The organism is Pseudalkalibacillus sp. SCS-8 (genome assembly GCF_040126055.1).
In the GTDB taxonomy this organism is placed as follows: domain Bacteria; phylum Bacillota; class Bacilli; order Bacillales; family Fictibacillaceae; genus Pseudalkalibacillus; species Pseudalkalibacillus nanhaiensis.
In genome coordinates this window covers 1,769,241-1,794,374 of sequence record NZ_CP143541.1, presented here as the reverse complement: position 1 = coordinate 1,794,374, position 25,134 = coordinate 1,769,241, and the positions used below count along the sequence as shown (strand labels likewise).

The window sequence follows — 25,134 nt, the reverse complement described above, 5'->3', positions numbered from 1 at the left end:
CCCCCTGCTCATTTCCCGTCGTGCTCCTTTTGCCATTGGATAAAATCAATCAATTTACGGTAGTCCTCAATATCCTCTTTTTTCACACCGGATTGCTTAAACGCTCTGATTAGTTCCTCCATTTCTCTGTCTATTGTCGTCTCCTTACGGTCTTTCACGATGTCTGCGATATCTACTTGCAGAACATGAGCGAGTTTAAGCAAGACCTGGATGGATGGATTGGTATTCACATCACGTTCGATGTTACTTAAATATGATTTGCTGATCCCCGCCCTTTCAGCTAATTCCGTCAATGAAAGTCCTTTCTTTTTACGAAGACCAATAATATTTTTCCCGATCATAGCTTTACCCCATTTTATTTTAGTCGTAACCGGCCATCAGGAAACTTGATCAACCGGACTTAACCCTTAACATGAAACAACCAAGTATACAATCAATCACTCTTCTCTGTTGGATTAGGCTCAGGTTTGATCCTGAAGGAAGACATAGCCCATTTGCATAAATGCCTTCTGCGACACTCTTATCATTGAAATGCGTATAAAAACGCATCTTTTTGAACAATGGTTGTAGGTGCAATGGTTTCCAAATTGGTCTTGCTTCAATTTGTTCGTCTCTTAGTTTATTTAAGATATAAGAAGGACTCCCTGGTCCCCGAGAAGGTTGAAGAAGGATCGTGGTCAACCAACGGTTCGAATACGTTTGTTCTAATTCGGGCATAAATGTAATTTCTGGGATACCTTGAAAGCCATGGACATAACGTTCGAAAACTGTTCTCTTCTGTTTAATTCTTTCTTTGATCACCTTTAATTGTGAGAGACCTATACCTGCAAGGATATTGCTCATTCGATAGTTATACCCTACTTGACTATGTTGATAATGAATCGCAGGATCCCTTGCCTGGGTTGATAAAAATCGTGCTCGCTCAATGGATTCGATATCATTCGAAACCAACATCCCGCCGCCAGATGTGGTAATGATCTTATTCCCGTTGAAGGAATAAATGCCAAAATCTCCAATTGATCCGCTTTGTCTCCCTTTGTACGTTGATCCGAGTGATTCTGCCGCATCTTCAATGATGGGTATTCCATACCTCTTACTGATTTCGCAAATTTTATCCATATCAGCCACTAGTCCATAGATATGGACGACAATAATCGCTTTCGGAATTTTACCTCTTTTCATCTCTTCTCTTATTGCTTTTTCGAGTGCTGCCGGTGACATATTCCATGAATCAGGCTCCGAGTCCACGAAGACAGGTTCAGCCCCTAGATAGAGTATTGGATTCGCACTGGCAACAAACGTCAACGTTGAACATAATACCGTATCTCCTTCTCCGATGCCTAATAATGAAAGAGCCAAGTGGATGGCAGCTGTCCCTGAACTGACCGCTAACGCTCCCTTGGCTCCAACATATTCTGCTATCCCTTTTTCAAATGCATCCACATTCGGTCCTAATGGAGCAATCCAATTCGAATTGAAAGCTTCTTGGACATATTCCATTTCATTACCTGTCATGTGTGGAGGAGACAGAAAGATCTTTTCTTTATCTCGTACTGACATGTTATGCACCCTCTTTCCTTTTCTCCAATACAACGGCTGGATTTCCGACTGCTTTCCGGTTTGGAGGAACATCTTTGATGACAATCGACCCTGCTCCTATAATTGAACCCTTTCTCACGGATACACTAGGAATCACTGTTGAACCTGCTCCAATGAACACATCATCCTCAATTGTTACGTTACCCGTCAAAGTGGCACTAGGAGAAAGATGGACAAAATCTCCGATCTGACAGTCATGCTCTACTACTGAATTGGTGTTGATGATCGTTTGGCTTCCAACGTTCGCATCGGCATGTATGACCGCGTTTGCCATTATGATGGACCCCGGACCGATGGAAGCTCGTGGACTGATGACTGCTGTCGGATGAATCAGTGTGGCAAACTTTTCTTCTGAGAGTGCTAATTTCTTGTATATTTTCCTTCGAGTGAGATTATCACCGATGGCAATGATGACTTTACATTCAGGAGAGAGCCGTTTCAAATCCAATGAATGAAAAGAGGTATAAAAAACACCTTGTTCAAAGGATGTTCGCTCATACTTTTCATCAACATATCCGATCACACGGTATAATCCGGCAGCTTCTATGAGATCAAGTATGACTTTAGCATGGCCTCCGTTACCTATCACGACGATGTCCATATTTACACTCCCTTTTTAATGGAGCCTTTGAATTTTTCAGTGGAAACATGTCCCTTCTTCGCTGTTCCCTCTGCCTTTAGCACTTTTACAATTGTCATTCCGATAATCTTTAAATCCAACTTAAAGGACTGATGTTTGACGTACCATGTGTCCATTTTGAATTTATCTTCCCAGGAAAGATCGTTCCGTCCATTGACCTGTGCCCAACCGGTAATTCCTGGTCGTACATCATGTCTTTTCATTTGCTCCTCACTGTATAATGGGAGATATTCCATTAAGAGTGGTCTTGGGCCGACAACACTCATATCTCCCTTTAATACGTTGAAAAGTTGTGGGAGTTCATCGAGACTATATTTGCGAAGAAAACCCCCGAATGAAGTCAACCGTTTGCTGTCTTCAAGTAATCGCCCTTTTTCATCTTTTTCATTTGTCATCGTCCGAAACTTGTATACATAGAAAGGCATACCATACAAGCCCGGACGTTGCTGTTTAAGGATTACAGGCTTCCCCATGTTTACTTTTACTAAGAAATATAACGTCACTAGCAAAATCGAAAAGAGGAAGAGATGGACGATTGCAAAGATGATGTCGAATATCCTTTTCATCGGGCAACAACTCCAAATGATATGATCATTGATTAATCAATTGATACAATGTCTTGATTTCGCTTTGATTACGATAGCTCCTTTTTTTAGTGTTCTTTATCAATTCATTACATAACGTGTGGTTTGACAATAGTTCCTCGACGCCTTGGACAATACCGTCTACACCTTGATCAGTAATGTAACCGTCTATTCCATGCTTCAGTTGACTGTTTGCTGTCGCGTAATTTGTGATGAGTACGGGTTTTCCCATGATTTGTGCTTCGAGGACGGTTACGGCTTTACCTTCGTAACGAGATGGTTGAACATAGATATCACATGCTCTCAAGTATGGATATGGGTTCGTTTTCTTTCCTAAGAGGTAAAATGAATCTTGAAGACCATGATGACGAATCAGTTTTTCCAATTCTCCTCGATCTCCACCATAACCTACGACATACCAGGCTACATTTTCATATCCTTTATCTCGAAGTCGTTTCATCGCTTTAATGGCATTATCAATTCCTTTTTGATGACAAAGTCTCGCTATGGTCAACAATTTGGTGCGAGGATCATTTTTCATTTCCTGTGCTTCCTCATGATCTGCCAGTGTATTTACTAAATCTGGTGAGGTGATATTCTCCATGATGATGACTTTCCCACTTAACTCGGGATACTTCTTTATAAAAGATGTTTTACAGGCTTCGGACACTGCGATAATGTGGTCGAAATTCTTCCACATCTTCAAATCCATGCGTGTATTCGTATCAATGGTCGAGTAATCTGTATGAATCCATGCGATTTTCTTTTTTGCTTTTACTTTATCGGCAACAAAATAGTGGGGCCACAGGTAGCTGATCGCTACATCGTACGTTCTGCCCAAGTCCGGAAGATAGGGTAAGGATAATTTCCACATCAGCTGCATTTGATAATACCCGGGTTCTTCCAATCTTTTTTTCCTGCCGGCATATGATGCCATACTTTTCGCCATCAATCTTGCCAAGCCGATATGGAAATACCTTTGTTTAAGGGTGTCACTAATGGTTTGTCTAAAGGTGGCATATTCTGGGACCTCCTCTAACAGCGTGGGCTTATGAGACAGCTGTTGGAGAAAATCACCTTGTTGCTTATACAACATCAAATCAACTTCATAGGATTCATAATCAAAATGGTTCAATAAACTGAGGAGGCTTCTTTCAACACCTCCTACTTCTAGATCGAATGTGGATATCAACACTTTTTTCATGATCGATTCCTGCTTTCTGTCACGAAGGTACGCATTCTATGGAGATTATCTCCACCTATTACCTTCGACAAGGATTTCTTGAGTGTACTTTTCATCCTCTCACTGGGCTTTAACCAACTTTTATGGAAATGATGGATTGTGTATGTTTCGTCATTGGTGAAATACCTGCAATTGATGTAATCATATGGGGAAAAATAGGTTTGCGGATAGATCGTAATTTCACTTGTAGGTTCCTGAAAGGCTCCATTCAACTTAACACCTATACACTGAAACGTTCTGGTTATCATAGCCACATTGGTCAAGCTATCAAACTTTCCATTTTCCAGAACAAATGGGCGCTCCTCATATGAATCAAGTAATTGTTGGATGATCGGGTGTGATTTCTTAGCTCCAAATGTACTAGTAGCAATGAAGTTCTCTTGTTCAAAACCCCAAAATGATTGATGATTTAAGAGGTCGTCAAATGGCTTCAACACTTCTACATCCGTATCAAGATAAATTCCCCCGATGGTGTTTAATGCATATAATCGAACGTAATCACTTACGAACGCATACTTTTTCTTCCGATAAGCTTCCTTTACATACTGGTTGAACTCAATATCAAAGTTCCTTTCATTCCACTCGATCAGCTCATACCCATCAAGTTTGTCCTTCCAACTTTCCAAACACTTACTCACGATCGTCGGCTTTTCATAACCACCAAACCAGCAATAATGAATTTTTTTAGGGATGGAATATTTTACGTTATCCATGATTAATCACCTCATGCCTTCCACTCTCTTAAAACTGGATAAAGTCACTCTTATAAAATACATTAAGCGTGACAACATGTTCATAATAGAAAAATAGGGCATAGAAAATTAAGATTAAATAATAAACAAACTTTTGATCATGATGACGGAAGGATTTCACAATCCACGTTATGAGAATTAATTGATATAGACTGAAATAAATGGAGAATCTGGCAAATATCCAATTTTGTGTGGATATGATCATGAATACCAATCCGATGATGCTAAGGTTTACAAGGTAATCACTATACGGAAAAATTTGACCTAATCTGTTTCTTGCTAAAAATGCTGCAATGATCGGCAAACTATATATTCCGACCCTGATATAGTTTGCGCCACCTTCTTCAAATTCTACATAGTGACCATACTGAGTATCTTCAATTATTTTGAAGAACAAGGAAGAAGTTTGTTCGAATCCGATGGCAAACACGAAAGAGCCAAGGATAATATATAGGGTAGCTTTTGACCAAGCTTTGGTACGAACTACAAAGTAAACCGGTATCATGATAAGGGCGCTTTGATGAAAAGCCGATGCGAACAAAACGACCATCAGAAACTTGATCCAGTCACCATTTAATATGAATTTCGTGCCAGCAAACAGGATCGCGGCTGCTACAAATTGTCTTATACCATTCATGGAAACAAGAAAGAGGCCACTTGTGATATAAATATATAAACTCAATTCAATCAATCTCGAATAGTGGTACACAACAAGTACGATCAGTAGGTTGGTTATGAGAGCACATAAGAAGATAAGAACCTGTGGATCATTCGTATATTGCTTAATAATCATCTGTAAAAGGCCGAAACCGATATCTTTTTGCCCTAATATCGTCTCCAATGTAAATTCGTTGACGACAAAAGCATGCATATAATAATAGGTATCACCAATATTGGAACGCAATCCAGAAACAAGAATGAGGCAAAGCATCGTACTCAGAACAAAAAACATGTTCGGCTTATTTTCAAAATGAGACTTGGAGTACGAAAAATATCGGGCTAATAATGAAAAGCTGTAAACAAGACCTAGATTAACCCACAAGATGCCCATACTAACTATCCTTCCAAGATCGCATCTTACTCACATATTCTTTTCTTGCGATCGTCGTCTTACTAATGATGTAATAGTAGAGAAGTAGTCCAAAAGGTATTGATATGAGTGTCAGGAATTTCGATGGACTCTCTTTGATGAAGTGAGAGTTCCGGTCGAGTAAACTGCTAGATACATAGTGAATAGACTGTCGTAATTTGAACCGATAGGTCGCGAATGGGAGCTTCATCAATTCCTTCCTATAGAAGGAGAATCCCCTTGGATTGTTGCGATATTGAAACAACATATTCTTTGAGGATCCATCTTCCTGGTATTCGACCACACAAATCGCTTCATTCAAAACTAACAATTCAAATTCCTGATCCAACTTGAGATATTTATAATCCAGACCGACATACTTTTCAGCACCAAAGATGGGATACGGGTATCGCTTTGTTAGTTCAGTCCGATAGATCAGCTTCTTATCTCCTCGTATATGATGTTTTTGATAGAGATCATATAGCGTGGAAGTCTTTAATGAAGCAGGAAAAGGTGTTCCAATGACTCTTCCTTCTGGAGAAATATTGAGTGCCATGATCCCACCAACATGCTCTCCCCCACTTTCCTTCCAAAAGGATAGTATTTTTTCTACCGCTTCTTCTGTAAGATAATCATCGGAATCGACACAGACATTTAGTTCAGTATCGATGATTTCGTATGCAGTATTGTGGGCACCATGCATGCCCATGTTTTCTTGTTCTACATAGATGATTTCCACAAGATCTTCTTCCTGCCAAGAAGATACCAGTGCTTTTGTTCGGTCTGTCGAGCCATCATCAACGATCAGCCATTTAAAATCTTTACACGTTTGTCTCTTTAAGCTTTCATAGCATTTATGAAGGCAGTAAGCTCGATTATAAGTTGGCGTAAACACCGTCAACGTTTTCATGATTGCCTCCTTTTAAAGAAAGGTAGAAACGTTCCATTTCCATGGTGACATTTTGAATATCATATCCAGCCTCTATAATTTTGCCTTGATAAATTGAGCGCGGAAAACGATTGTTTTGAAAATGAATGGTTTTCTTAACCCATTCAAAAGGATCATCCAATGGTGTATAATGTATAAGCCCTATTCCCAAATCCACTTCTTTGGGAATCTGATCTGAAACGATACAATTCAATCCTGCCGCTTGAGCTTCAATCAGGGCAATCCCCAATCCTTCATGTAAGGATGGAAATAGGAATAGATCGAAAGCATGAAGATAAGAAGCGATATCTTCCTGGACACCCGTGAAAAGTACATGCTTTTCAATTTTCATAACCTCCGCACGTGCCTTCATCTCTCCTTGCAATGCACCATCACCGACCAGAACCAGCTTCGCATTAGGAATTACTTTTTTCACCTTTGCAAAGATATCCAGAAGGAAGTTATGGTTCTTTTGTTGGTTAAATCTGCCTACATGCCCAATTACAAAATCATCTTCCCTCAACTGTAATTCGAACCTCTTTTTCAACCTGTTTAGTGCACAGAATTTGAACTTTTTAGTCTCGATACCATTCTTAAGAATATACGCATTCTCAGCCTGTTTGGAAAAGAGCCAACTAGCAGCATCTTTCGAACAAGCAATTTGATGGGTAGAATCACTAAGAATTCTTCTCCCGACATACCATTTAAAGAGTTGTTGCAGCTTATTCCCTTCACTCATTGTGTTGTGACTGTGTGCAATCCGTATCGGAATTCCGCTCTTCTTTGCTGTACTTAAAATCAATCCGCCCATCTTGTCCATGTGAGAATGTACAATTTGGTATTTCATATCTGAGGAGAAAAATTGTTCAAGAGCTTTCTGATATGCTATAGGACCTAAGTCAGTGATATAAGGAATTCGATAAATACGGCCACCTAATTTCCGGATTTCGTCATCAAATATCCCTTCCCGACTAGTCAAGAAATCAAATTGTATTGTCTTACGATTGATTCTCCGATATAGATTCATCAGTAACGTTTCTGCTCCACCACGATTCATGTTCACTACAGTATGAAGCACTCTCATTGGGCTTTCCATTCAATTCCCCCATCTGACCTCATGATTCCTTCATATATCCTCTTATATTGCATTAATGTCGATACGGTTGAATATTTATTCTCGATCATTTTCCTACCAGATTGTCCTAACCGTAACTGAAGGTCCGAATCATTTAGAATTTGCTTTATTCGCTCTCCCATCGCTTTGGTATCATTACAACCCACTAAATATCCATTTTCATCTTCCTTTATTAATTCAACATGTCCACGGTTACGAGTTGCAATCACCGGTAAGCCACATGCCATCGTCTCCATGATATTGACCGGCAAGCCCTCTCTGTAACTGCTGGATAAAGCTAAATCACACATTGGGACGATTTTCGAAATATCATTCCGATAGCCTAAGAAATCAACTTCAGAAGCTACGCCCAATCGTTTGGCATAATTTCGGCATTGCTCCAACAGAGGACCATCGCCAGCGAGCAATAATTTAATGTTTGGCCTATCTTCTTTTAAGAAACGCAATACATTTATCAACATTTGATGATTTTTGTTTTTATTGAACTCTGCTGTGTAGATCATCAATTTTTGATTCGATTGATAGCCGAATTTTGCTCTCATCACCCGTTTTTCAGTTGAGCTCATTGGCTTGAACGCTTTAGTGTCCACACCTACTCCATTAACCCAATGAATTCTTGTAGCTTTGAAATTTCGAGAAGTCGCGATTCGATAGTCCTCTTCATTAATCGTAATTAAACAGTCTGTATGCCGAGCAAGAAATTTCTCGACTGGATAATAAAGAAGCCAATTACTTAATGGTGCCCCTTTACAAAAATGAAAACCATGTGCGGTGTAGATTACCTTAGTTGGCGTCTTTTTATATTGCATGGAAGCCAGCCTTGTAAGCACACCACCAATAGGGGTATGAGTATGAATCAAATCATAGTTCTCTTCCTCAAGTAATGACTTGAGTTTTTGATATGCTTTGACATTGTTCCACTTCAGAGGCATTCTTTCAAACGGGATGTCATACTTTCTGTCTACGTATGGAATTGTTAAATGACCATTCGCAGCAATATGGATTATCCAACCTTGATCTTTGAACCATCGTAAGATCGGTAGATGAAAGACTAGGAAGTGATAATCGACAGTCGCTGTGAAAAGTACTTTTTTTGCCATCCGGATCACCCTCAATTGAAAAAAGGATGTAACCAGTTATGGTATACATCCTCATTTCAAATTTTTTAGTTGTCAGTTCACATCAATGAGCTGATGATCAAGAATATCCGTGAGGTAGACCATAAGATCATTCCTCAATTCAGGCCGAGCCAATGCCATTTCAATCGTTGTTTTTATGAATCCCATTTTTTCTCCTACATCATGTCGTGTTCCTTCGAATTGATAAGCATAAACCTTCTCAAACTTGTTGAGTTCTGAGATTGCATCCGTTAATTGAATTTCGTTACCTGAGCCAGGTGCTTGCCTCTCTAGAATTTCAAATATGGCAGGACTGAGAATATATCTCCCGAGGATCGCCAGATTGGAAGGAGCAAGCGATGTTTCCGGTTTTTCTATCAAGTCATTAACATCGTGCAGCCTTTCTCCTTTCTTTGTTCCATTTACGATACCATATCGGGACACCTCATTTAGCGGTACGGGTTGAACACCTAAGATAGAGGCTTCGTACTGGTCGTATTGCTCAATCAGTTGTTTGAGGCAAGGGCGATCAGCCCTTACGATGTCATCTCCTAGTAATACTGCAAATGGTTCATCACCGATAAATTTTCTCGCACACCATATGGCATGTCCAAGCCCAAGGGGCTGTTTCTGGCGAATATAGTGAATATCCACAATGTTAGAAGATTTCTTCACTTCTTCCAATAAATCGAATTTACCTTTTTCAAATAAGTTCTGTTCAAGCTCAAATGAATGGTCAAAATGATCCTCAATCGCTCTTTTCCCTTTTCCAGTCACGATGATAATATCATCTATCCCAGATTCCACTGCTTCTTCGATGATGTATTGTATAGTCGGTTTGTCCACGATCGGCAGCATTTCTTTTGGCATGGCTTTTGTAGCAGGTAGGAACCTGGTCCCAAGTCCTGCTGCAGGAATGATTGCTTTTTTTACTTTCATAAGGTGAAATTCCCTCCTCAACTTGACCTTTGTAGTTCGACTTCCCTTTCAGCTTTCTTGTTGGCTAATTGTAGTAACGTTTCACGTAATCGATTGTTTTCCATATCTTTATAGGATTTAATCAGATCTTCGATTTCTTTTAGTTGTATGGCTGATGTACGCCCAAGATAGATTTTAGGATGGATCTGTTCCTTTGATACTTCGTCTTCATTCAATAGTTCTTCATATAATTTCTCGCCTTCACGAATTCCTGTATACTCGATCCTTATGTCGTCTAGTGAGTAACCCGTTAAGCGAATCAAATTGGTAGCTAAGTCGACAATTTTTACTGGTTCTCCCATATCCAACACAAATATTTCTCCACCTTTGGATAAGGCCCCGGCTTGAATGACGAGCCTCGAAGCTTCAGGAATCGTCATAAAGTAACGGACCATATCCGGGTGGGTTATGGTCACAGGCCCTCCGTCCTTAATCTGATTTTTGAATAAGGGGATGACACTTCCCCGACTACCGAGAACGTTACCAAAGCGAACAGCAGTGAAGTTTGTTCGACTACGTGTATTGATATCCTGGATAACCAATTCAGCCAGCCGTTTTGTGCTTCCCATCACACTTGTGGGGTTGACTGCTTTATCGGAAGACAGCATAACAAACGTATGGACTCCGCATTGATCTGATGCTTTGGCTACATTTAAAGTACCGATCAGGTTATTGCTTATCGCTTCATCTGGATTTCGCTCCATCATAGGCACATGTTTATGGGCAGCAGCGTGATAGACGACATCAGGAACATACATGCTCATCACTTTCATCATTTTTTCCGCATTTTGTATATCGGCGATTTCAGGGGTCAAAATAATGTCTTGATTCCCAGCCCCACCCTTCAACTCTTGGTGAATAGTATAAATGCTGTTTTCTCCATGCCCGAGTAGAACCAACTGTCTCGGTTTGAACTTTACAATTTGTCTACAGATTTCTGATCCGATGGAACCACCTGCTCCAGTCACTAATACGACTTTACCTGTAATTGTGCTCGCGATGGTATGGATATCGAGATCAACAGGTTCCCTTCCTAAAAGATCTTCCACTTCAATATCTCTGAATTGGTTGAATGAAACCTTTCCAGAGACAATGTCTTCAAGTCTTGGAAGAATTTGAGTTTTTGCATTCGTCAATGCACATTCTTTAATAATCGGATTGAGTTGAGCTTTGCTTAGTGAAGGTATAGCAATGATAATCATGTGTATGTTATATTCATCGACGATCTTCTTTAGTGAGCGCATACCGCCCAACACTGGGATCCCATAAATGTGGAGGTGATGTTTCTTCACACAATCATCCACGAATGCAATCGGTAACAGATCGGTTTCCTGGTTATTGATCAGGTGTCTTGCAATCATAGTTCCTGCCGATCCTGCACCAATGATCAAAGTCCTTTTATTACTTCTCTTTGTCATATAATTGTTTGTGAAAATCCTCCACAGTAGTCTGAAACCTCCAATCAATGTACTCATGCTCATCATTGCGACAATCACCAATTCAATATGAATAAATTGAAAAACAATGATCTGCAGCACAAATGTACTTGACATTGACATTAGGAAGGTTTTTAGAAGGACAATCAATTCCCTTGTGCTTGCATACTCCCAAGCTGTTTTGTAGAGGTTCATATGGTAGGAAGAAATATGATAACTGATTAACAAGATCCCGGTTATTATGCTTATATGTGAAAAAGGTACAGGACCTTCAGAAACCAACATGAATGCAATGAAGAGTGAAAACAGAATCAGCCCAGTATCAAGTACGCTGAATAACGAAACTCTCTTTCTATAAGTAATAGGAATCACTCCCTTCTCTTTCTACATCGAAAACAAATGAAACAGGGCATTCAACCCATCCTCACAACACACTTTCGACGACCAGCGTCTAAGGTTTTTCAACCCACAGCATGCCCGAGTGCCTCCATTGATAACGGCAAGGAGACATCACCTTTTGTTCTTTATAAAGAACGATAGGATATAAAAGTTCACCCTTTTCGGTTGATGGTGATTCCGACTACATTCGCATGAGCAAGTTCCAATATCCTTTTTGCTTCATTCGCTTCTTGTACCTTCGTTTTGTCCTGCGAAATAACGAGTAGAACGCCTTCACATAAATTGGAGATGATTTCAGCATCGGAAACTTCCAGAATGGCTGAAGAATCCAGTAATACGATTTCATAATTCCAAAATGCATATTCCATCACGTCAGACATTACATTTGATCTTAACAATTGAGGCGGGTTAGGTGGTTTAGGACCACTCGGCAACAAGTCGATGCAGTATATGTTTGTCTTTTGGATCGTATCTTCGATCGTTTTTTCACCACATAAAATGTTTGTAAGACCCTTTCGGTTTTCCACTTGAAAGAAATGATGTTGGGCAGGGGTTCTAAAGTTTGCATCGATAATTAAAACCTTTTTTCCTTCTTCTGCGAAAGCAGTTGCAAGATGTGTAGTAATAAATGATTTACCATCTTGATTAGAAGGCGAGGTGATCAAAAGAGATTTGCTGTTTCTTCTTTTTAAAGAGTACAGTAGATGGGTTTTTAACGTCCGAAATTCTTCTACGGACTGTGAGGTCAATCTACGATATTTCTGTCGTTCTTTCATAACACCCATGAATTTCACCCTCTTCTATTGCTTGTCCTGAATTGTTTTGATTTGAAGCTTGAAATCGATCCAACAACAGGGATACCTAATATGTTTTCGACTTCTGTTTCAGTTTTGAACGTTTGATCAAGACTATCCAATATAAAAACGATACCGATAGAGATGAATAATCCAAGTATGATACCTAAAAATAAATTCTTGAAGAGATCAAAATTGATATAGGACTTGCTGCTATGTTCATCAGCTGTGGAAAGTAATTTAAAGTTGTTGAATCCAAATAACTGGGGAATTTCGCTTTGGTATGCTTCAGCTGTTTTATTTGCAATCTTAGCAGCCAAGACTGGATCACGATCACTAACCGTAATTTTGACCACTTGAGATTCATTTACTGTGGATACTGAGATTTTGTTGGAGAGGGTCTCAGGTGACATTGAGAGGTTCAAATCTTCAACAACTTTTCTTAATACTACCGGCTCATCCATCATGACAAGCAACGTTTCCATCGTTTCGGGTGAGGCCTTCACAAGAATGCGTGTGGACGCTTCATTGACCGTGTAGAATGTATAAAAACTGTACAAGGCACTTAACAGTGTGAAAAACATAGTAATGACAAAAATCATAATCTTTCTTTTAAAGAGGGCAGATTTCAAATCATTCAGATTCAACTCTTTTCCTTTAGCATGTAATGTCATTTGTTCATTCATTTTAAGCTCTTCCATGACTACCTCCTCACAGCCTGTTCTTTTTGTTCTTTATATAGAACATAATGCTAAAAAAATAAAAATATGTTACCGATATTTAGTTTAATTAAATAATGTCGCTGTTCGTTATAAGAAACAGTTGTTACTAACAACTTATCAAACGGATTTTTAGATGTCAATATAGAAGTATGAATTTTCTTAATTTATTTGAAGGGTTGACGAAAATGTCGTCAACCCTTCAACACCTTGTTATTCGCTTTCCATTTTTTTTGATTCAATTTCAGCGAAGTTCGGCATATTCGCTTTTTCAGCTCGTTGTTCCATCTTTTTTGCATTGTTATTTCGTTGAGCGTTCGGGTTGCCCTTTTTTTGTTTACCCATTGAGATCGATCCCTCCTTAATCCTTTAGTATGGACGTTTATTACCTCATAATTCTGCATTGGAATGGTTACATTATCAAAAGGAGGTGTTCGTATGAGTGGACCATACTTATGTCCTGGCTGCAAAACGAACAGGACCCGTTTTAACGTGATTGAACAGATTCCAAAAGGGATCAAAATGGATCCGCAATCAGGAGAAATCGTCGAAGAGTACTCCAATGACAATTTGGACATGTTCCACATTCCTTATCAGGGCTCGAAATACCGAGTGCAATGTGCCGCATGCGGTTTGATTGAGAACGAAGAAACCTTCATTGCAAGGGCGAATTCTCAAAAGAACCCGTTCTTAAGTTAAAGGAAAATAAAAAAGCCTCCCAATACGGGGGCTTTTATACGTTTTGGAAGATTCCTAATTGTTTCAGGATATCATATTCGTTATAACACACATAGTTTTCGTAGATCTTTCTTCCCTTGAAACGGAAGAGGGAAAAACCATGGAATTTTATCGGCTTTCCAGGTATACGTGAATTATTGTAGTTGTGCTTACCCTTGGCACACCAGTATTGGATGATACAATTTCCATCTTGAAACATATTGATTGTTTGGAAGGTAAGATTAGGAAAGGCATCAAAATACTGCTCCATTTGGTCTCGAAAAGCTTCAAACCCGAAGATACAGTTCTCTTCATTGGATTTGTAGGTGAAATCTTCATGGCAATAGTCAAGAAATTTATCATAACACCTTCCGTTGATCACCTCATCCTGGAACGACTGGACAAACTGTTTGTAGTCCATCGATTTCCCTCCTTCATGGTGAATACGTTCATACCTATTCAGGAGGGACGGTATTTATGCTGTCAAAATGTATGAACCACTTATTCCATTTTAATGGTAACTTTACGCTCACCAGAAAAAGCTACTTTTTTAGGAAGGTTAAAAAGACGTACGTGCATTTTCTCCAACTGATTGAATCGATCTTTGTTTACTGCGAAAAATTGGCCTTCAGAATCCGAGTGGAGCGTGTTAAACTCTACAGGATTCTGATTTTGATCCTTCACTTCAAAGAACGGCATGTATCGACCGAAATCCCTAGAATATGGGTATTCTTCAAGATTTTTTTGATAGATGGTATAGTTCTCGAAATAAAGGTTCCTTCCTGTGAACATATTTGACTTCGTCTTCAAGAAGAACCCATAAACGTTGTCTGACGGTCCGTGTGCTCCTTTATCCAAGTAGCTTAACTCAAATTCGATATCATTTAATTCCCCGATCCTACGATCAACCTGGTATCGACTCTTTCCCTCTTTCAGCCCTTTCCGAAAGGCTTCCAGTTCGTCATCAATGGTAAACCGTATCTCTTCATCCGTATTGAAAATTCCAGAAAGCATCTCCATCTCTACCTCGTCATTCGTTTCATCCAGTCTCAAAAAGTGAGGTAACTCAAGATAATCACGCCCATTCTCATCACGCATGATCCTGTCTGTCCTTATGACACCATTCATTTTATATTCAAGCTCATTCAATTCATGTGGTGAAACAAGCTCCAAATAAATGCGGCTTTGGTGTAGCCGTATCTCAAACTCCTCAAAGGTGATTTGAGTATCAGGAGTCACTACGTGCGCTCGATCGATCGGGTATTTTGCTAAAACAGGATTCCAACCTTGCATCTTGTACGGAATGTCGATTTTCTCAATGTTCGTGACGGATTCATCGTTGGATTTCTGGTGAAAAGAAACGTCATTCAGTGCAATCCGATTGATTTGCTTTATAGCTTGATCGATGCGTGTCATTTCATCGGTACCCGTTTGATCCCCTTCTACCCAGCTCATCAATGTTTGCATCGTATCCTCGTGCCAATACGATTCAACTATGACTCTCCGATAAATTTTATTTTTAAAGACGACCCCATCGCTACGGAATTGGCGCTGGGGTATTCCGTCGAAATTTTCAACAGGCAACTCAATCGACTTTTCATTTTTTCCAAATGTCAGCCTGTCGATCGTAAGGTGGGGAACATCGTCTGGTTCTTGATCGAATGGAGATAATTCAATGCTGTACGTAAGGAGCAGACGCATTCCTTCATTCCAAATTGACTCGATTTGGAATGTACGCTGACCGTCCATGATCTGAACATCCACACCTTCGATATCCGTGAGAAGATTATATCGATCCAATTTCAGCATCAATTCAGGGTGGAAATTCCTGATTTCATTCGTCAATCTCTTGTGCAGCTCTTCTTCCGTTTCGGCTACATTAAACTTCTCATTGTCGACCGTAAAGGATGTACGTTCTTTTTCCTTCAACTTGTCACTTAAGAATAGAAAAGCGACCAAAACGAGCAGCAAGGGAATGATTTTAAGTAGGGTTTGCTTCCTTCTCACGATGTCCCTCCTTGCGTTTGGATTGTAGTCATATCCGTGTCTAAAATGATCTGTTTTGATAAATGGAAGAAGCGAAAATGAAGTTCTTTCTTCTCCATGAAGTCCTGTTTGGAAAAACGGAATTTCGTTTGACGACCATGTCCCATAATTCTTACTGAATCAACAGGTGTGCCCGTTTCATCCGTTACTTCAATGTACGAAAGGTTATTTCGGTTTTTAAAACGTTCAGGATCATTTCGAATATTCTCGTAGTTGGTGAACCAGGAACGATAGCGGCTCTGAGCATCCCCCTCTATATCGACTGCTAATACGATCTCTTCACGCTCAGGCGAAGTCATCGTGTCGAGATGGGAAGCTTTAAAGGTGAGCTTGTCATCAAGTGTTCCGAATTCTTTTTCCAATTTCATCATTGTCGTTTCTCCATTTTGAAGCATTTCCTTATACGCATTCATATCCTGTTCAGTAAGTTGATAAGTCAACTCTTTCTCCTCAGGTACGAGCGCTTCGGTAAACAGGATGTTCGATTGATCAAAATTAGAAAGTTCATTCCAAAGGTTTAAATACGAATCACCATTCTCATCCGTTTCAATAAACGAATCCCATGCCATACTGTTTACCATGAAGGACAAATGGCGGATCTCTTGTTCATTATCACCTAGTTCTACATATAACTTTGTATTCCGAAGTCCATATTCGATACGCTCTAGCTTGATTGAAGTACCTGGCATCAATGTCACTTCATTACCTAATTCAATTACTTCCAGAGGTTCATCCATATCGGTCAACGTCATATCCAGCTGGATCGGATCCATTTGAATGTCTGTTTGAGGGGCAGTCAGAATCAGGTTATCAAACGTAACCTTTTCAACAGCATTTACCCATCGATAATCAATCGGTTTATTTTTGTAATCAATGCCTTCCCATTCATGAATCGATGTATAAAAGCTTCCATCGATCTCACTACGAATCCACAGGCTTCTATAAAACCGATTATCATAGACGAGCCCATCTCTATTTCTGAACATGTCCTTATCCTTTTGATAAGGAATATATAGGCTTGCCTGCTGGTCCTCTGCATTATGAACGGTGATGTCTGACATCGTTATGTACGGAACATCGCTTGGATTTTCATCTTTAGGCAGCAGATTAATGCTGTACAATAGATAGAAATCATTATCCGCGTTCCACACCTCATGGATTTGTATCGTACGGTGCGTTTGATTGAGCGGAAATACTTTATCTTCAAATCTATGAATCAGATTATACTCCCTCGCTTTCTCCAAAAGAGCCCAATAATGGTCTGACGAGAAACGGCTGTACATTAGGATTTCCTCATACGTATCAAACACTGTGAACGCTTCTTCATCGACTGCAAAGCTCGTTTGTTCTTCCTTAAGTAACTGCTGTCCTAGTAAAATGAATAGGACGATTACAATGATGACGGGTAAAGCCTTTTTCATGTTGACCTCCTTGAAGCATAAATCTAGTGGGAATGATCCAGTTTAATTTTGACCTCATTCGGTTGAAATTCAATCCGATCTGAAAAGTGGAACAGACGGAAAGAGAGACCTCCGGATTGGATGAATTGTTCGGTTTTCATGGCGATTCCAAATTCATGACCAGGCATAATCTCCCATACCGATAAGAGTTCGATACGTTCTCCGTCCTTATCCGTTACTTCGACATATGGATATGGATCGGTATCACCTTCTGTTGGGTTGTTTTTACGCTCTTCTAAAACGACAGAATAATCCCGAAACGGGAATTTAGGTGTATCATGGTATTCTTCTTCCATTCTCATTCTGAACAAAAGGTGGATGTTGTCATGGGTATTCGGATGAAAGACATCAACCAATGTAATGTTGTCTCCGGTATCATTTGAATACATTTCTTCAAAAAGTGTCCGCTCATTGGTGCTTGCAAAATCTTTGTAACGCTTAATATCCTCTTCAGTAAATCGAAAGGTGTATTCCCGTTCGCTCGGAACGAGTGCCCCTCTGATGCTGAAACTCAACTCAGGCTTTTTGTGATCTGTTAAATCAATGACTCTAACGGATGACTCACCATGTTCATCAGCAAACGGTATGTCGTTCAATTTGTTCCCTTCCATCGTATAGAGAAGTAGATTATATTTGAATGAATCAGGCTTCATATTATAAACCAAGCGGTTTCCATCCACGCCGATTTCTAAATGATCGATATGCACCGCAATCATTTCACCCAATTGAACGGTTTTGTCAATTTCATAGGTTGTAATCGGATCATCACCTTTTGAAAAGGCCATTTCAATCGGGATATCTTTAACTTTATGACTCTTTGATTTTTTATGATTGGTCAAGGTTACCTGAGAAAGTGTAATTTGGCTTACATCTTTCAATCTGTCCTGGAACGTTTCTTTCGACGTTTGCTCCCAATCCATGACAGTAGCGAACCCTTCATCTATATCGGGCTCGATCCACAAACCACGGTACACTCTTCCGTCAAAAACGAAAGGTTTAGTGGAGTCGATTTCCTTAAACGCTTCCGGATGTGCATGGAACGTTTCTGCCGAGACGACCACTTGGTCCCCTTTATCATGTCTCAGCCCAACCTTATTCACCTCTAGACTCGGTATATCCCGAGCGGTCCGATCTCTATGAATTAAATTCACGCTATATAACAAATAGATCTTATTATGCATGCTCCATGCCTCATGCAATTGGATCGTTCTTTTCGTGCCGAGTACAAGTATTTCCTGAGCACCAAGCTGCTTCATTAAATCATAATGCTCTGCTTTTTCAAGTTGTTCCGACCAACTGGATAAGATACGGTTGTAAAACTTCGCTTCTTCATATGTATTGAGGATAAGGAAATGCTCTTCATCTACCACGACAGGTTCGATTTCATCCGTTGTCATCGCTCTTTGAACAAAAACGAAAATAACGATGATCAGCAAAAGAGGAAGAACCTTTTTCAATAAAATGCTTTTTGCCACTCCGACACCCCTCTCTTATCCATCCTACCATAAATTCTAATATTTGGTAGGAGCAGACAACAGAAAAGGCTGACAATAACCTTCATCACCAAGGTTCAATGTCACCCCTCTATAAATGCTATAATCCTTCTCCCTCACACCACTCATAGATGACATGAGTGAAAATTTCTGCTGTTTGAAACACCTTCTGAAGTTCAATATATTCATTTGGGTAATGGGCGTAGGAGGTCACACCTGGTCCAAATACGATTGAAGGCGTTTTACCAACTTGAGTAAGCAGTCCTCCATCTGTTCCCCATGGAGAAGCCTCGATTTCAGGTTCTTTGCCGACTACGTCTTTGTAGTGTTTTTGAAGGATTCCCATCAAGGGATGCTCGACCTCAATCGAACCAGGCAGCCAACGAGCTCCGAACCATTCCACTTGGACGGGATGTTTCTGCAGCCATTGGTCTTCGATATAAGCGATTGCCTGTTCAAATTCTGCCTTTACCTCCTCCAGCGTTTCTTGAGGACCTACTCCGATCCGTCCTTCAATGAGCACTTCATCCGGTACAGAGGATGGCCAACTTCCCCCTTCTATTTTCCCGATGTTGATAGGCAATGGAATAGGGGTGTTCCGGTAAAGCGGATCCTCTACACGCTTGTTCCGCTCCCTTTCCAATTTCTGAATGGCCTGGATGACCGGAATCGACTTTTCGATGGAACTAACCCCTTCGTACCTTGTCCCACCATGAGCTGATAAACCATTGATCTTCAAGCGAAACCAGATCGACCCTTGTTGCTTTGGAAAGATTTTCATATTCGTCGGCTCAGGTACCAGAGCCGCATCCGCTGTGTATCCCCTTAAGATCGCCGCCAATGTTCCTGCACCACCACTTTCTTCTTCGATGACGCTATGGAACAACACATCCCCTTTCAGTGTGACACCGAGGTCTTTCAGACATTGAACAGCCAAAAGAAGAGCGAGATTCCCACCCTTCATGTCCGTAACCCCTCGACCGTACATTTTACCGTCTTCGATATGCCCGCTATAGGGCTCTGCCTCCCATTGATTCAGGTCCCCTGGTGGAACGACATCGATATGACCGTTCAATACGATTGATTTTCCTCCGCCTGTCCCACGCCATATGCCAACAAGATTAGGGCTTCTGGAAAAATCCTTTCGGGTCGAGCAGAAATAAGGATGATTCAAAAACGCATCATCTTCAGGTATCCAATAGTCCGTTTCAAGTCCGATCTTTTCGAGATGCTCTTTAACAAGCATTTGGACTCCCTCTTCATTTCCCTGTACACTATCTTCTTGTACTAGTTTTTGTAAGAATTCAATCGCTTCCGTTTTATTTTCCTCAATCCATTGTTTGATCTTCATCGACTCGTTCCCCCTCTGCATTATGTATGGTCAGCTCTGACCTTTATGAATAAAGGAAAAAACTCACGAATTGATCGTGAGTTCAGAGCTCACAGTAAAGGATGCTTCGGTTGCGCTTTCGATTTCTTCAAGCGTATAAGGATGCATGATTTCAATTAGTTGTAAGCCTTCTGTGTCGATTTGGAAAACCGCCATCTCTGTAATGATCATATGAGCACCTTTTTGGACTGTAAGAGGTAAACGGCACTTTTGAACAATTTTCGAGCAGCCATCCTTATTCGTATGGTTCATGAGGACAATCACTTTTTTCGCTTTTTGTGCGAGATCGATGGCTCCACCCATGCCTGGGACTCTTTTTCCGGGCACAATCCAATTGGCGATATCCCCTTGCTCACTCACTTCAAGAGCTCCAAGAATCGTCATATCAAGGTACCCTTTACGAATGATTCCGAAGGCCATCGCACTATCAAAATAGGATGCTCCTGTAACGAGCGTGACCGGATATCCTCCCGCATTCGATAGATGCCCATCTTCCGTTCCGTATTCAGGTGAAGGTCCCATCCCGAGGATGCCGTTCTCGGTGTGCAGCATCACACCTAGCTCTGGCTTCAAGTAATCCGCTACCAATGTCGGAATGCCGATACCTAAATTAACGATCATCCCCTCTGTTATTTCTTGGGCGGCACGTTCAGCGATCCGTCTGCGCGTTTCAGCTCCCAGACCCATTTCCAATCCACCCCTTTACTCGGTACGACATAATCGACGAATGCCCCTGGCGTTACGATACATTCAGGATCCAATTCGCCTGCTTCCACGATGGTTTCCGCTTCAACAATCGTAATGTCTCCTGCTGTCGCCACAAGAGGGTTCGTGTTCCTTGCACTTTTATCGAAAGTCAGGTTGCCATAAATATCGGCTTCCTTCGCGAAGACGATGGAAACATCCGCAGTGAGTGCCGGTTCGATCATATATTCCCGCTCATCAACCGTTACCTTCTGTTTCCCTTTTTCAACCAATGTTCCTATTCCCACATCGACCAGGATCCCCCCAAGACCCATGCCACCTGCTCTTATCTTTTCAGCTAACGTTCCTTGGGGATAAAACTCAACTACAAGTTCGCCATCATGCATTTGTTTTCCTGCTTCAGGGTTAGAGCCGATATGGGAAGCGATCAGACGTGAGATTCTTTTGTCTGTGACAAGCTTGCCTGGTCCGATCCATGGAAAACCGACATCATTGGATATGAGTGTTATATCCTTTACACCTGTATCAAGTATTAAATTCACGAGACCCGGTGGTGCACCGACACCTCCGAATCCACCACACATCAACGTCATTCCGTCCTTGAACAGTTTTGCTACTTCCTTCATTTCCACTACTTTTGAAGGGATTTTCGGTTCCATCGTTCACCTCCTCCTTCCTAACTGATTGAACGATGCTGCAACAATCCGTCGTGATCGAGATCATGACTGATTTCAGCGATCGCTTCTTCCAGGATTGTCATCAATAGTTTGATTTCCTCTTTATTAATGGTTAGTGGTGGCGCGACAATAATTGCATCTCCAGATGTCCCGTTGATCCCACCGATTGCCGGATAGACAATCAACCCTTTTTCAAAGCATTTCTTTATGATTCGTTCTGTCACAAAGGTTTGGATCGGGAAGCATTCCTTCGTATCTGGATTACTGACGAATTCTAACCCCCAAAGAAGTCCTTTGCCACGCACATCCCCGATGACAGGATAACGGCTTGCGATCTGTCTCAACTCTTGCTCAACGAGCGGTTCAAAGGCAGCTGCACGGTCCGTAACCTGGTGGATGTTCATGTAGCTGAGAACGGCTGACGCCACCGCCGCAGATTGCGGATTACCACTTAATGTATGTCCGCTCATGATCACCCTAGATCCACTTTCAATCGTTTTGATGATTCGTTCGGAAGCCATTGTCGCTCCAATCGGCGTATAACCACCGCTCAATCCCTTTCCTAACGCCATGATATCCGGTTGAACCCCCCAATGCTCCATGGCAAAACCGGCTCCAGTACGTCCAAAGCCTGTCATCACTTCATCCGCAATCAAGAGCACCTCATACCGATCACAAATCTCTTTTACTCGCGCATAATAAGGCTCGGGTGGAACGATTGCCCCTCCTGCTGCTCCGATAATCGGTTCAAATATGAATGCTGCGACCTTGTCTGGTCCGATCCGTTGTATGGCGGTCTCCAGTTCCTCTGCACACTTCATCCCACAGGTTGGGAAGGTGTCATAGAACGGACATTGATAACAGTAAGGTGGCGAAACAGCAGGATAGTCAGCCAATAATGAACTGAATCGGTTACGTCTTAAAACATGCCCAGACATGGATAATGCGCCCAAAGTGATTCCATGATAGCTGGTCCAGCGCGAAATGATCCGATTCTTCTCTGGTCTGCCTTGTTCCTGCCAGTATTGGACAGCAATTTTCAAAGCTGTTTCAGTCGCTTCGGAACCGCTGTTTACGAAAAAGACATAATCCAAGTCACCTGGCGCAATTTGGGCGAGCTTTTCTGCAAGCTCCTCAGCTGGACGGTTTGTAAATTGAGAACGGTAGACGAACGATATTTTTTCCGCCTGCTCCTTCATCGCTTCGACGATTTCGCCGACACCATGCCCAATATTGGCTGTAACTGCACCCGAGGCTCCGTCCAAATAACGATTGCCTTCAGTATCATAAAGATAGATGCCTTTTCCATATGCCACTTCAGGGTAGGATGCGCCAAGTAACGGTTTGATGAGATGTGATTTGTTGGTCATGGCGGTGTACACCTCTTTCCGATGAGGAAAGAAGCAGCTCATTCATCTGCTCCCTTCCATTTGCTTAAGATTGTTTTATTTTCCTTAAAGGAAGCCATTCTTCCTAAAGCTTGAAATAATTCTTCTTCAAAAATCTTGGAACATCCATAAGTTCTTTAAACGTCAATGAGTTTGGCAGAGGCTTTGTATCAATCAGCATCAGTTGGTCCTCAATCTCTTCAATCAAAGACTCTTCTTGATACTCCATGCCGCAATCCGGACACTGTATCGAGGGAATAGCCTTGATTTCAATCGCACGGGACCCGTCTGGCAGCTCCCAGTAACTTGTAGCTGCACCTTGACTTGCTTTTTCAGATTCACACCACATACATTGCATCGAATTCCCCCTTAGTCTCCAGCCGTTTTGTTCTGTTCGGCTTGCCATTTCCGTTCAATCATTTCATCACGCTTCGAGCGACGGTCTTTCAGCGAGGAGTGGTCGGGATCCTCCTGATACGTTTTACGTCGGTTCAACCGCTGTAACCCTTCAGGAACTAGATTGAACGCTTCATCCCGCATCAAGCTTGCAATTCCAACCGTCTTCGGTTTTTCTGTGATTTGATAATGTTCATCAAAGTATGCCTCAGCCCGCCCAGCCACATAGTTTTCTGGTTCTGGATAAGTGGTGATGACCCCTTCAAAGTTTCGTAGGACGACCTTATCGGCACTTTGCGAGATGATATAATTCGGCTGAACGGAAATCTTGCCTCCTCCCCCAGGCGCGTCGACGACAAAGGTAGGAACCGCATATCCGGATGTATGACCACGCAGTGATTCCATGATTTCAAGCCCTTTTGAAACCGGTGCTCGAAAATGACCAATTCCTTCTGATAAATCACATTGATAAATGTAATAAGGGCGGACCCGGATCTTAACGAGATCATGCATCAGTTTTTTCATAATGTAAGGGCTGTCATTGATTCCCGCCAGAATAACGGCCTGGTTCCCAACCGGCACACCTGCATCAGCCAGCATTTCACAGGCTTTCTTCGATTCTTCGGTAATTTCAATCGAGGTATTAAAATGTGTATTCAACCAGACAGGATGGTATTTCTTCAGAATCTTGCACAGGTTTTCCGTAATACGCTGCGGAAACACGACCGGTGCACGTGTACCGATTCGGATGATTTCAACATGTGGGATCGCACGTAAGTTCTTCAATACGTATTCTAGGATGTTGTCATTGATTAACAACCCATCCCCACCTGAAATCAACACATCTCTTACGGCAGGTGTGTTAGCAATATACCCGATGGCGGCATCCAGTTGTTTCTTCGGTACACCCATGCCGATCTGGCCAGAGAAACGACGTCTCGTACAATACCGGCAATACATGGAACATTGGTTTGTCACTAGAAAAAGTACGCGATCCGGGTAACGGTGCGTCAGACCTGGAACCGGTGAATCCTCGTCTTCATGCAAAGGATCCTCTAGGTCATACTTCGTTTTATTGATTTCTGCTGAGATTGGCACGGACTGCATACGTATCGGACAACGATGATCGTCAGGGTTCATGAGTGACGCATAATAAGGTGTAATGTTCAACGGAATCGTACGCGTTGAGATTCGTACGCCTTCCTCTTCCTCTGGCGTCAGATTAACGACTTTCTTTAGCTGATCGACATTTCGTATTGTATGGGTCAGCTGCCAGAGCCAATCGTTCCACTGCTCATCCGTAACATCTTTCCAAAGCTCGACATCCTTCCAATGCCTTTTCGGTTTAAACGTGAACTCTTTCATGTCATTCCCCCCAGTAAAAGTTCTGCTCATCATTATTTAATGCAAGTTTTGTGCCAATTCTTATATTTCTGAAAACAATAGCTTCTACATCATATGAAGACTA

At 41.4% G+C, this 25,134-nt stretch carries 26 protein-coding genes; 1 reads left to right on the top strand and 25 read right to left on the bottom strand.

Features of this window, described 5'->3' with window-relative positions; translation table 11 throughout:
• Positions 1-8: 8 nt before the first annotated feature.
• From V1497_RS09255 to V1497_RS09185, 15 genes are all read right to left on the bottom strand, one after another.
• A complete protein-coding gene (locus V1497_RS09255) occupies positions 9-341 on the bottom strand; it encodes a helix-turn-helix transcriptional regulator (protein ID WP_349410683.1) in 333 nt (110 codons plus the stop codon).
• A 49-nt stretch (positions 342-390) separates the two neighbouring features.
• Entirely contained in the window at positions 391-1,560 is a 1,170-nt protein-coding gene (locus V1497_RS09250) for a DegT/DnrJ/EryC1/StrS family aminotransferase (protein ID WP_349410682.1), read from the bottom strand.
• Between the two features lies 1 nt (position 1,561).
• A complete protein-coding gene (locus tag V1497_RS09245; protein ID WP_349410681.1) occupies positions 1,562-2,200 on the bottom strand; it encodes an acetyltransferase in 639 nt (212 codons plus the stop codon).
• 2 nt (positions 2,201-2,202) lie between these two features.
• Complete coding sequence (locus V1497_RS09240) at positions 2,203-2,805, bottom strand: sugar transferase (RefSeq protein ID WP_349410680.1); 603 nt, start codon at positions 2,803-2,805, stop codon at positions 2,203-2,205.
• Between the two features lie 25 nt (positions 2,806-2,830).
• Complete coding sequence (locus tag V1497_RS09235; RefSeq protein ID WP_349410679.1) at positions 2,831-4,027, bottom strand: glycosyltransferase; 1,197 nt, start codon at positions 4,025-4,027, stop codon at positions 2,831-2,833.
• Entirely contained in the window at positions 4,024-4,779 is a 756-nt protein-coding gene (locus V1497_RS09230; RefSeq protein ID WP_349410678.1) for a glycosyltransferase family 32 protein, read from the bottom strand. The genes V1497_RS09235 and V1497_RS09230 overlap by 4 nt, the downstream gene beginning before the upstream one ends.
• 28 nt (positions 4,780-4,807) lie before the next feature.
• Positions 4,808-5,869: an EpsG family protein gene (locus V1497_RS09225; protein ID WP_349410677.1), complete on the bottom strand. Its 1,062-nt coding sequence runs from the start codon at positions 5,867-5,869 to the stop codon at positions 4,808-4,810.
• Position 5,870: 1 nt separating this feature from the next.
• Entirely contained in the window at positions 5,871-6,797 is a 927-nt protein-coding gene (locus tag V1497_RS09220; RefSeq protein ID WP_349410676.1) for a glycosyltransferase family A protein, read from the bottom strand.
• Complete coding sequence (locus V1497_RS09215) at positions 6,763-7,911, bottom strand: glycosyltransferase family 1 protein (RefSeq protein ID WP_349410675.1); 1,149 nt, start codon at positions 7,909-7,911, stop codon at positions 6,763-6,765. Before V1497_RS09215 ends, V1497_RS09220 begins: the two co-directional genes overlap by 35 nt.
• Positions 7,896-9,050, bottom strand: coding sequence for a glycosyltransferase family 4 protein (locus tag V1497_RS09210; RefSeq protein WP_349410674.1), 1,155 nt, complete (start codon positions 9,048-9,050; stop codon positions 7,896-7,898). Before V1497_RS09210 ends, V1497_RS09215 begins: the two co-directional genes overlap by 16 nt.
• Positions 9,051-9,122: 72 nt before the next feature.
• The gene (gene galU / locus V1497_RS09205; protein ID WP_349410673.1) at positions 9,123-10,007 is read right to left on the bottom strand and encodes a UTP--glucose-1-phosphate uridylyltransferase GalU; all 885 of its coding nucleotides are present in this window, start codon (positions 10,005-10,007) and stop codon (positions 9,123-9,125) included.
• Between the two features lie 17 nt (positions 10,008-10,024).
• Positions 10,025-11,845 carry a nucleoside-diphosphate sugar epimerase/dehydratase gene (locus V1497_RS09200; protein WP_349410781.1) on the bottom strand — a complete coding sequence of 607 codons (1,821 nt, stop codon included), beginning with the start codon at positions 11,843-11,845 and terminating at the stop codon, positions 10,025-10,027.
• Positions 11,846-12,033: 188 nt separating this feature from the next.
• Positions 12,034-12,666, bottom strand: a complete 633-nt coding sequence (locus tag V1497_RS09195; protein ID WP_349410672.1) for a CpsD/CapB family tyrosine-protein kinase — start codon at positions 12,664-12,666, stop codon at positions 12,034-12,036.
• 5 nt (positions 12,667-12,671) lie between these two features.
• A complete protein-coding gene (locus V1497_RS09190; protein ID WP_349410671.1) occupies positions 12,672-13,376 on the bottom strand; it encodes a YveK family protein in 705 nt (234 codons plus the stop codon).
• A 231-nt stretch (positions 13,377-13,607) separates the two neighbouring features.
• Positions 13,608-13,739: a hypothetical protein gene (locus V1497_RS09185; RefSeq protein ID WP_349410670.1), complete on the bottom strand. Its 132-nt coding sequence runs from the start codon at positions 13,737-13,739 to the stop codon at positions 13,608-13,610.
• Between the two features lie 93 nt (positions 13,740-13,832).
• Here V1497_RS09185 and V1497_RS09180 point away from each other — a divergent pair, with 93 nt between their 5' ends.
• Positions 13,833-14,093 (top strand): DNA alkylation repair protein, encoded by a 261-nt coding sequence (locus V1497_RS09180; RefSeq protein WP_349410669.1) that lies wholly within the window; start codon positions 13,833-13,835, stop codon positions 14,091-14,093.
• 34 nt (positions 14,094-14,127) lie between these two features.
• On the opposite strand, the gene V1497_RS09175 is transcribed toward V1497_RS09180, so the two are convergent.
• The 10 genes from V1497_RS09175 to ablA form a co-directional block, all read right to left on the bottom strand.
• Complete coding sequence (locus V1497_RS09175) at positions 14,128-14,532, bottom strand: ester cyclase (RefSeq protein WP_349410668.1); 405 nt, start codon at positions 14,530-14,532, stop codon at positions 14,128-14,130.
• 80 nt (positions 14,533-14,612) lie between these two features.
• Positions 14,613-16,118: a hypothetical protein gene (locus tag V1497_RS09170; protein ID WP_349410667.1), complete on the bottom strand. Its 1,506-nt coding sequence runs from the start codon at positions 16,116-16,118 to the stop codon at positions 14,613-14,615.
• A complete protein-coding gene (locus V1497_RS09165) occupies positions 16,115-17,578 on the bottom strand; it encodes a hypothetical protein (protein ID WP_349410666.1) in 1,464 nt (487 codons plus the stop codon). The genes V1497_RS09170 and V1497_RS09165 overlap by 4 nt, the downstream gene beginning before the upstream one ends.
• 23 nt (positions 17,579-17,601) lie before the next feature.
• The gene (locus tag V1497_RS09160; protein WP_349410665.1) at positions 17,602-19,092 is read right to left on the bottom strand and encodes a hypothetical protein; all 1,491 of its coding nucleotides are present in this window, start codon (positions 19,090-19,092) and stop codon (positions 17,602-17,604) included.
• Between the two features lie 118 nt (positions 19,093-19,210).
• Positions 19,211-20,461, bottom strand: coding sequence for a peptidase (locus V1497_RS09155; RefSeq protein WP_349410664.1), 1,251 nt, complete (start codon positions 20,459-20,461; stop codon positions 19,211-19,213).
• 63 nt (positions 20,462-20,524) lie between these two features.
• Positions 20,525-21,187 carry a 3-oxoacid CoA-transferase subunit B gene (locus V1497_RS09150; RefSeq protein WP_349410663.1) on the bottom strand — a complete coding sequence of 221 codons (663 nt, stop codon included), beginning with the start codon at positions 21,185-21,187 and terminating at the stop codon, positions 20,525-20,527.
• Entirely contained in the window at positions 21,130-21,864 is a 735-nt protein-coding gene (locus V1497_RS09145) for a CoA transferase subunit A (protein WP_349410662.1), read from the bottom strand. Before V1497_RS09145 ends, V1497_RS09150 begins: the two co-directional genes overlap by 58 nt.
• A 17-nt stretch (positions 21,865-21,881) precedes the next feature.
• Positions 21,882-23,252, bottom strand: coding sequence for an aspartate aminotransferase family protein (locus tag V1497_RS09140; RefSeq protein ID WP_349410661.1), 1,371 nt, complete (start codon positions 23,250-23,252; stop codon positions 21,882-21,884).
• A gap of 103 nt (positions 23,253-23,355) precedes the next feature.
• Positions 23,356-23,628 (bottom strand): YokU family protein, encoded by a 273-nt coding sequence (locus V1497_RS09135; protein ID WP_349410660.1) that lies wholly within the window; start codon positions 23,626-23,628, stop codon positions 23,356-23,358.
• 11 nt (positions 23,629-23,639) lie between these two features.
• On the bottom strand, positions 23,640-25,031 hold the full coding sequence (gene ablA / locus V1497_RS09130; RefSeq protein WP_349410659.1) for a lysine 2,3-aminomutase: 1,392 nt from the start codon (positions 25,029-25,031) through the stop codon (positions 23,640-23,642).
• Positions 25,032-25,134: the final 103 nt, after the last annotated feature.

Bases quoted from the DNA above. Each gene is read 5' to 3' on its own strand.
- V1497_RS09135 (WP_349410660.1), bottom strand. From the start codon at position 23,628: ATGCAATGTATGTGGTGTGAATCTGAAAAAGCAAGTCAAGGTGCAGCT.
- galU (WP_349410673.1), bottom strand. From the start codon at position 10,007: ATGAAAGTAAAAAAAGCAATCATTCCTGCAGCAGGACTTGGGACCAGG.
- V1497_RS09250 (WP_349410682.1), bottom strand. From the start codon at position 1,560: ATGTCAGTACGAGATAAAGAAAAGATCTTTCTGTCTCCTCCACACATG.
- ablA (WP_349410659.1), bottom strand. From the start codon at position 25,031: ATGAAAGAGTTCACGTTTAAACCGAAAAGGCATTGGAAGGATGTCGAG.
- V1497_RS09255 (WP_349410683.1), bottom strand. From the start codon at position 341: ATGATCGGGAAAAATATTATTGGTCTTCGTAAAAAGAAAGGACTTTCA.
- V1497_RS09235 (WP_349410679.1), bottom strand. From the start codon at position 4,027: ATGAAAAAAGTGTTGATATCCACATTCGATCTAGAAGTAGGAGGTGTT.
- V1497_RS09225 (WP_349410677.1), bottom strand. From the start codon at position 5,869: ATGGGCATCTTGTGGGTTAATCTAGGTCTTGTTTACAGCTTTTCATTA.
- V1497_RS09150 (WP_349410663.1), bottom strand. From the start codon at position 21,187: ATGGGTCTGGGAGCTGAAACGCGCAGACGGATCGCTGAACGTGCCGCC.
- V1497_RS09145 (WP_349410662.1), bottom strand. From the start codon at position 21,864: ATGGAACCGAAAATCCCTTCAAAAGTAGTGGAAATGAAGGAAGTAGCA.
- V1497_RS09190 (WP_349410671.1), bottom strand. From the start codon at position 13,376: ATGGAAGAGCTTAAAATGAATGAACAAATGACATTACATGCTAAAGGA.
- V1497_RS09245 (WP_349410681.1), bottom strand. From the start codon at position 2,200: ATGGACATCGTCGTGATAGGTAACGGAGGCCATGCTAAAGTCATACTT.
- V1497_RS09155 (WP_349410664.1), bottom strand. From the start codon at position 20,461: ATGAAGATCAAACAATGGATTGAGGAAAATAAAACGGAAGCGATTGAA.
- V1497_RS09180 (WP_349410669.1), top strand. From the start codon at position 13,833: ATGAGTGGACCATACTTATGTCCTGGCTGCAAAACGAACAGGACCCGT.
- V1497_RS09175 (WP_349410668.1), bottom strand. From the start codon at position 14,532: ATGGACTACAAACAGTTTGTCCAGTCGTTCCAGGATGAGGTGATCAAC.
- V1497_RS09140 (WP_349410661.1), bottom strand. From the start codon at position 23,252: ATGACCAACAAATCACATCTCATCAAACCGTTACTTGGCGCATCCTAC.
- V1497_RS09230 (WP_349410678.1), bottom strand. From the start codon at position 4,779: ATGGATAACGTAAAATATTCCATCCCTAAAAAAATTCATTATTGCTGG.
- V1497_RS09195 (WP_349410672.1), bottom strand. From the start codon at position 12,666: ATGGGTGTTATGAAAGAACGACAGAAATATCGTAGATTGACCTCACAG.
- V1497_RS09240 (WP_349410680.1), bottom strand. From the start codon at position 2,805: ATGAAAAGGATATTCGACATCATCTTTGCAATCGTCCATCTCTTCCTC.
- V1497_RS09215 (WP_349410675.1), bottom strand. From the start codon at position 7,911: ATGGAAAGCCCAATGAGAGTGCTTCATACTGTAGTGAACATGAATCGT.
- V1497_RS09210 (WP_349410674.1), bottom strand. From the start codon at position 9,050: ATGGCAAAAAAAGTACTTTTCACAGCGACTGTCGATTATCACTTCCTA.
- V1497_RS09165 (WP_349410666.1), bottom strand. From the start codon at position 17,578: ATGAAAAAGGCTTTACCCGTCATCATTGTAATCGTCCTATTCATTTTA.
- V1497_RS09185 (WP_349410670.1), bottom strand. From the start codon at position 13,739: ATGGGTAAACAAAAAAAGGGCAACCCGAACGCTCAACGAAATAACAAT.
- V1497_RS09220 (WP_349410676.1), bottom strand. From the start codon at position 6,797: ATGAAAACGTTGACGGTGTTTACGCCAACTTATAATCGAGCTTACTGC.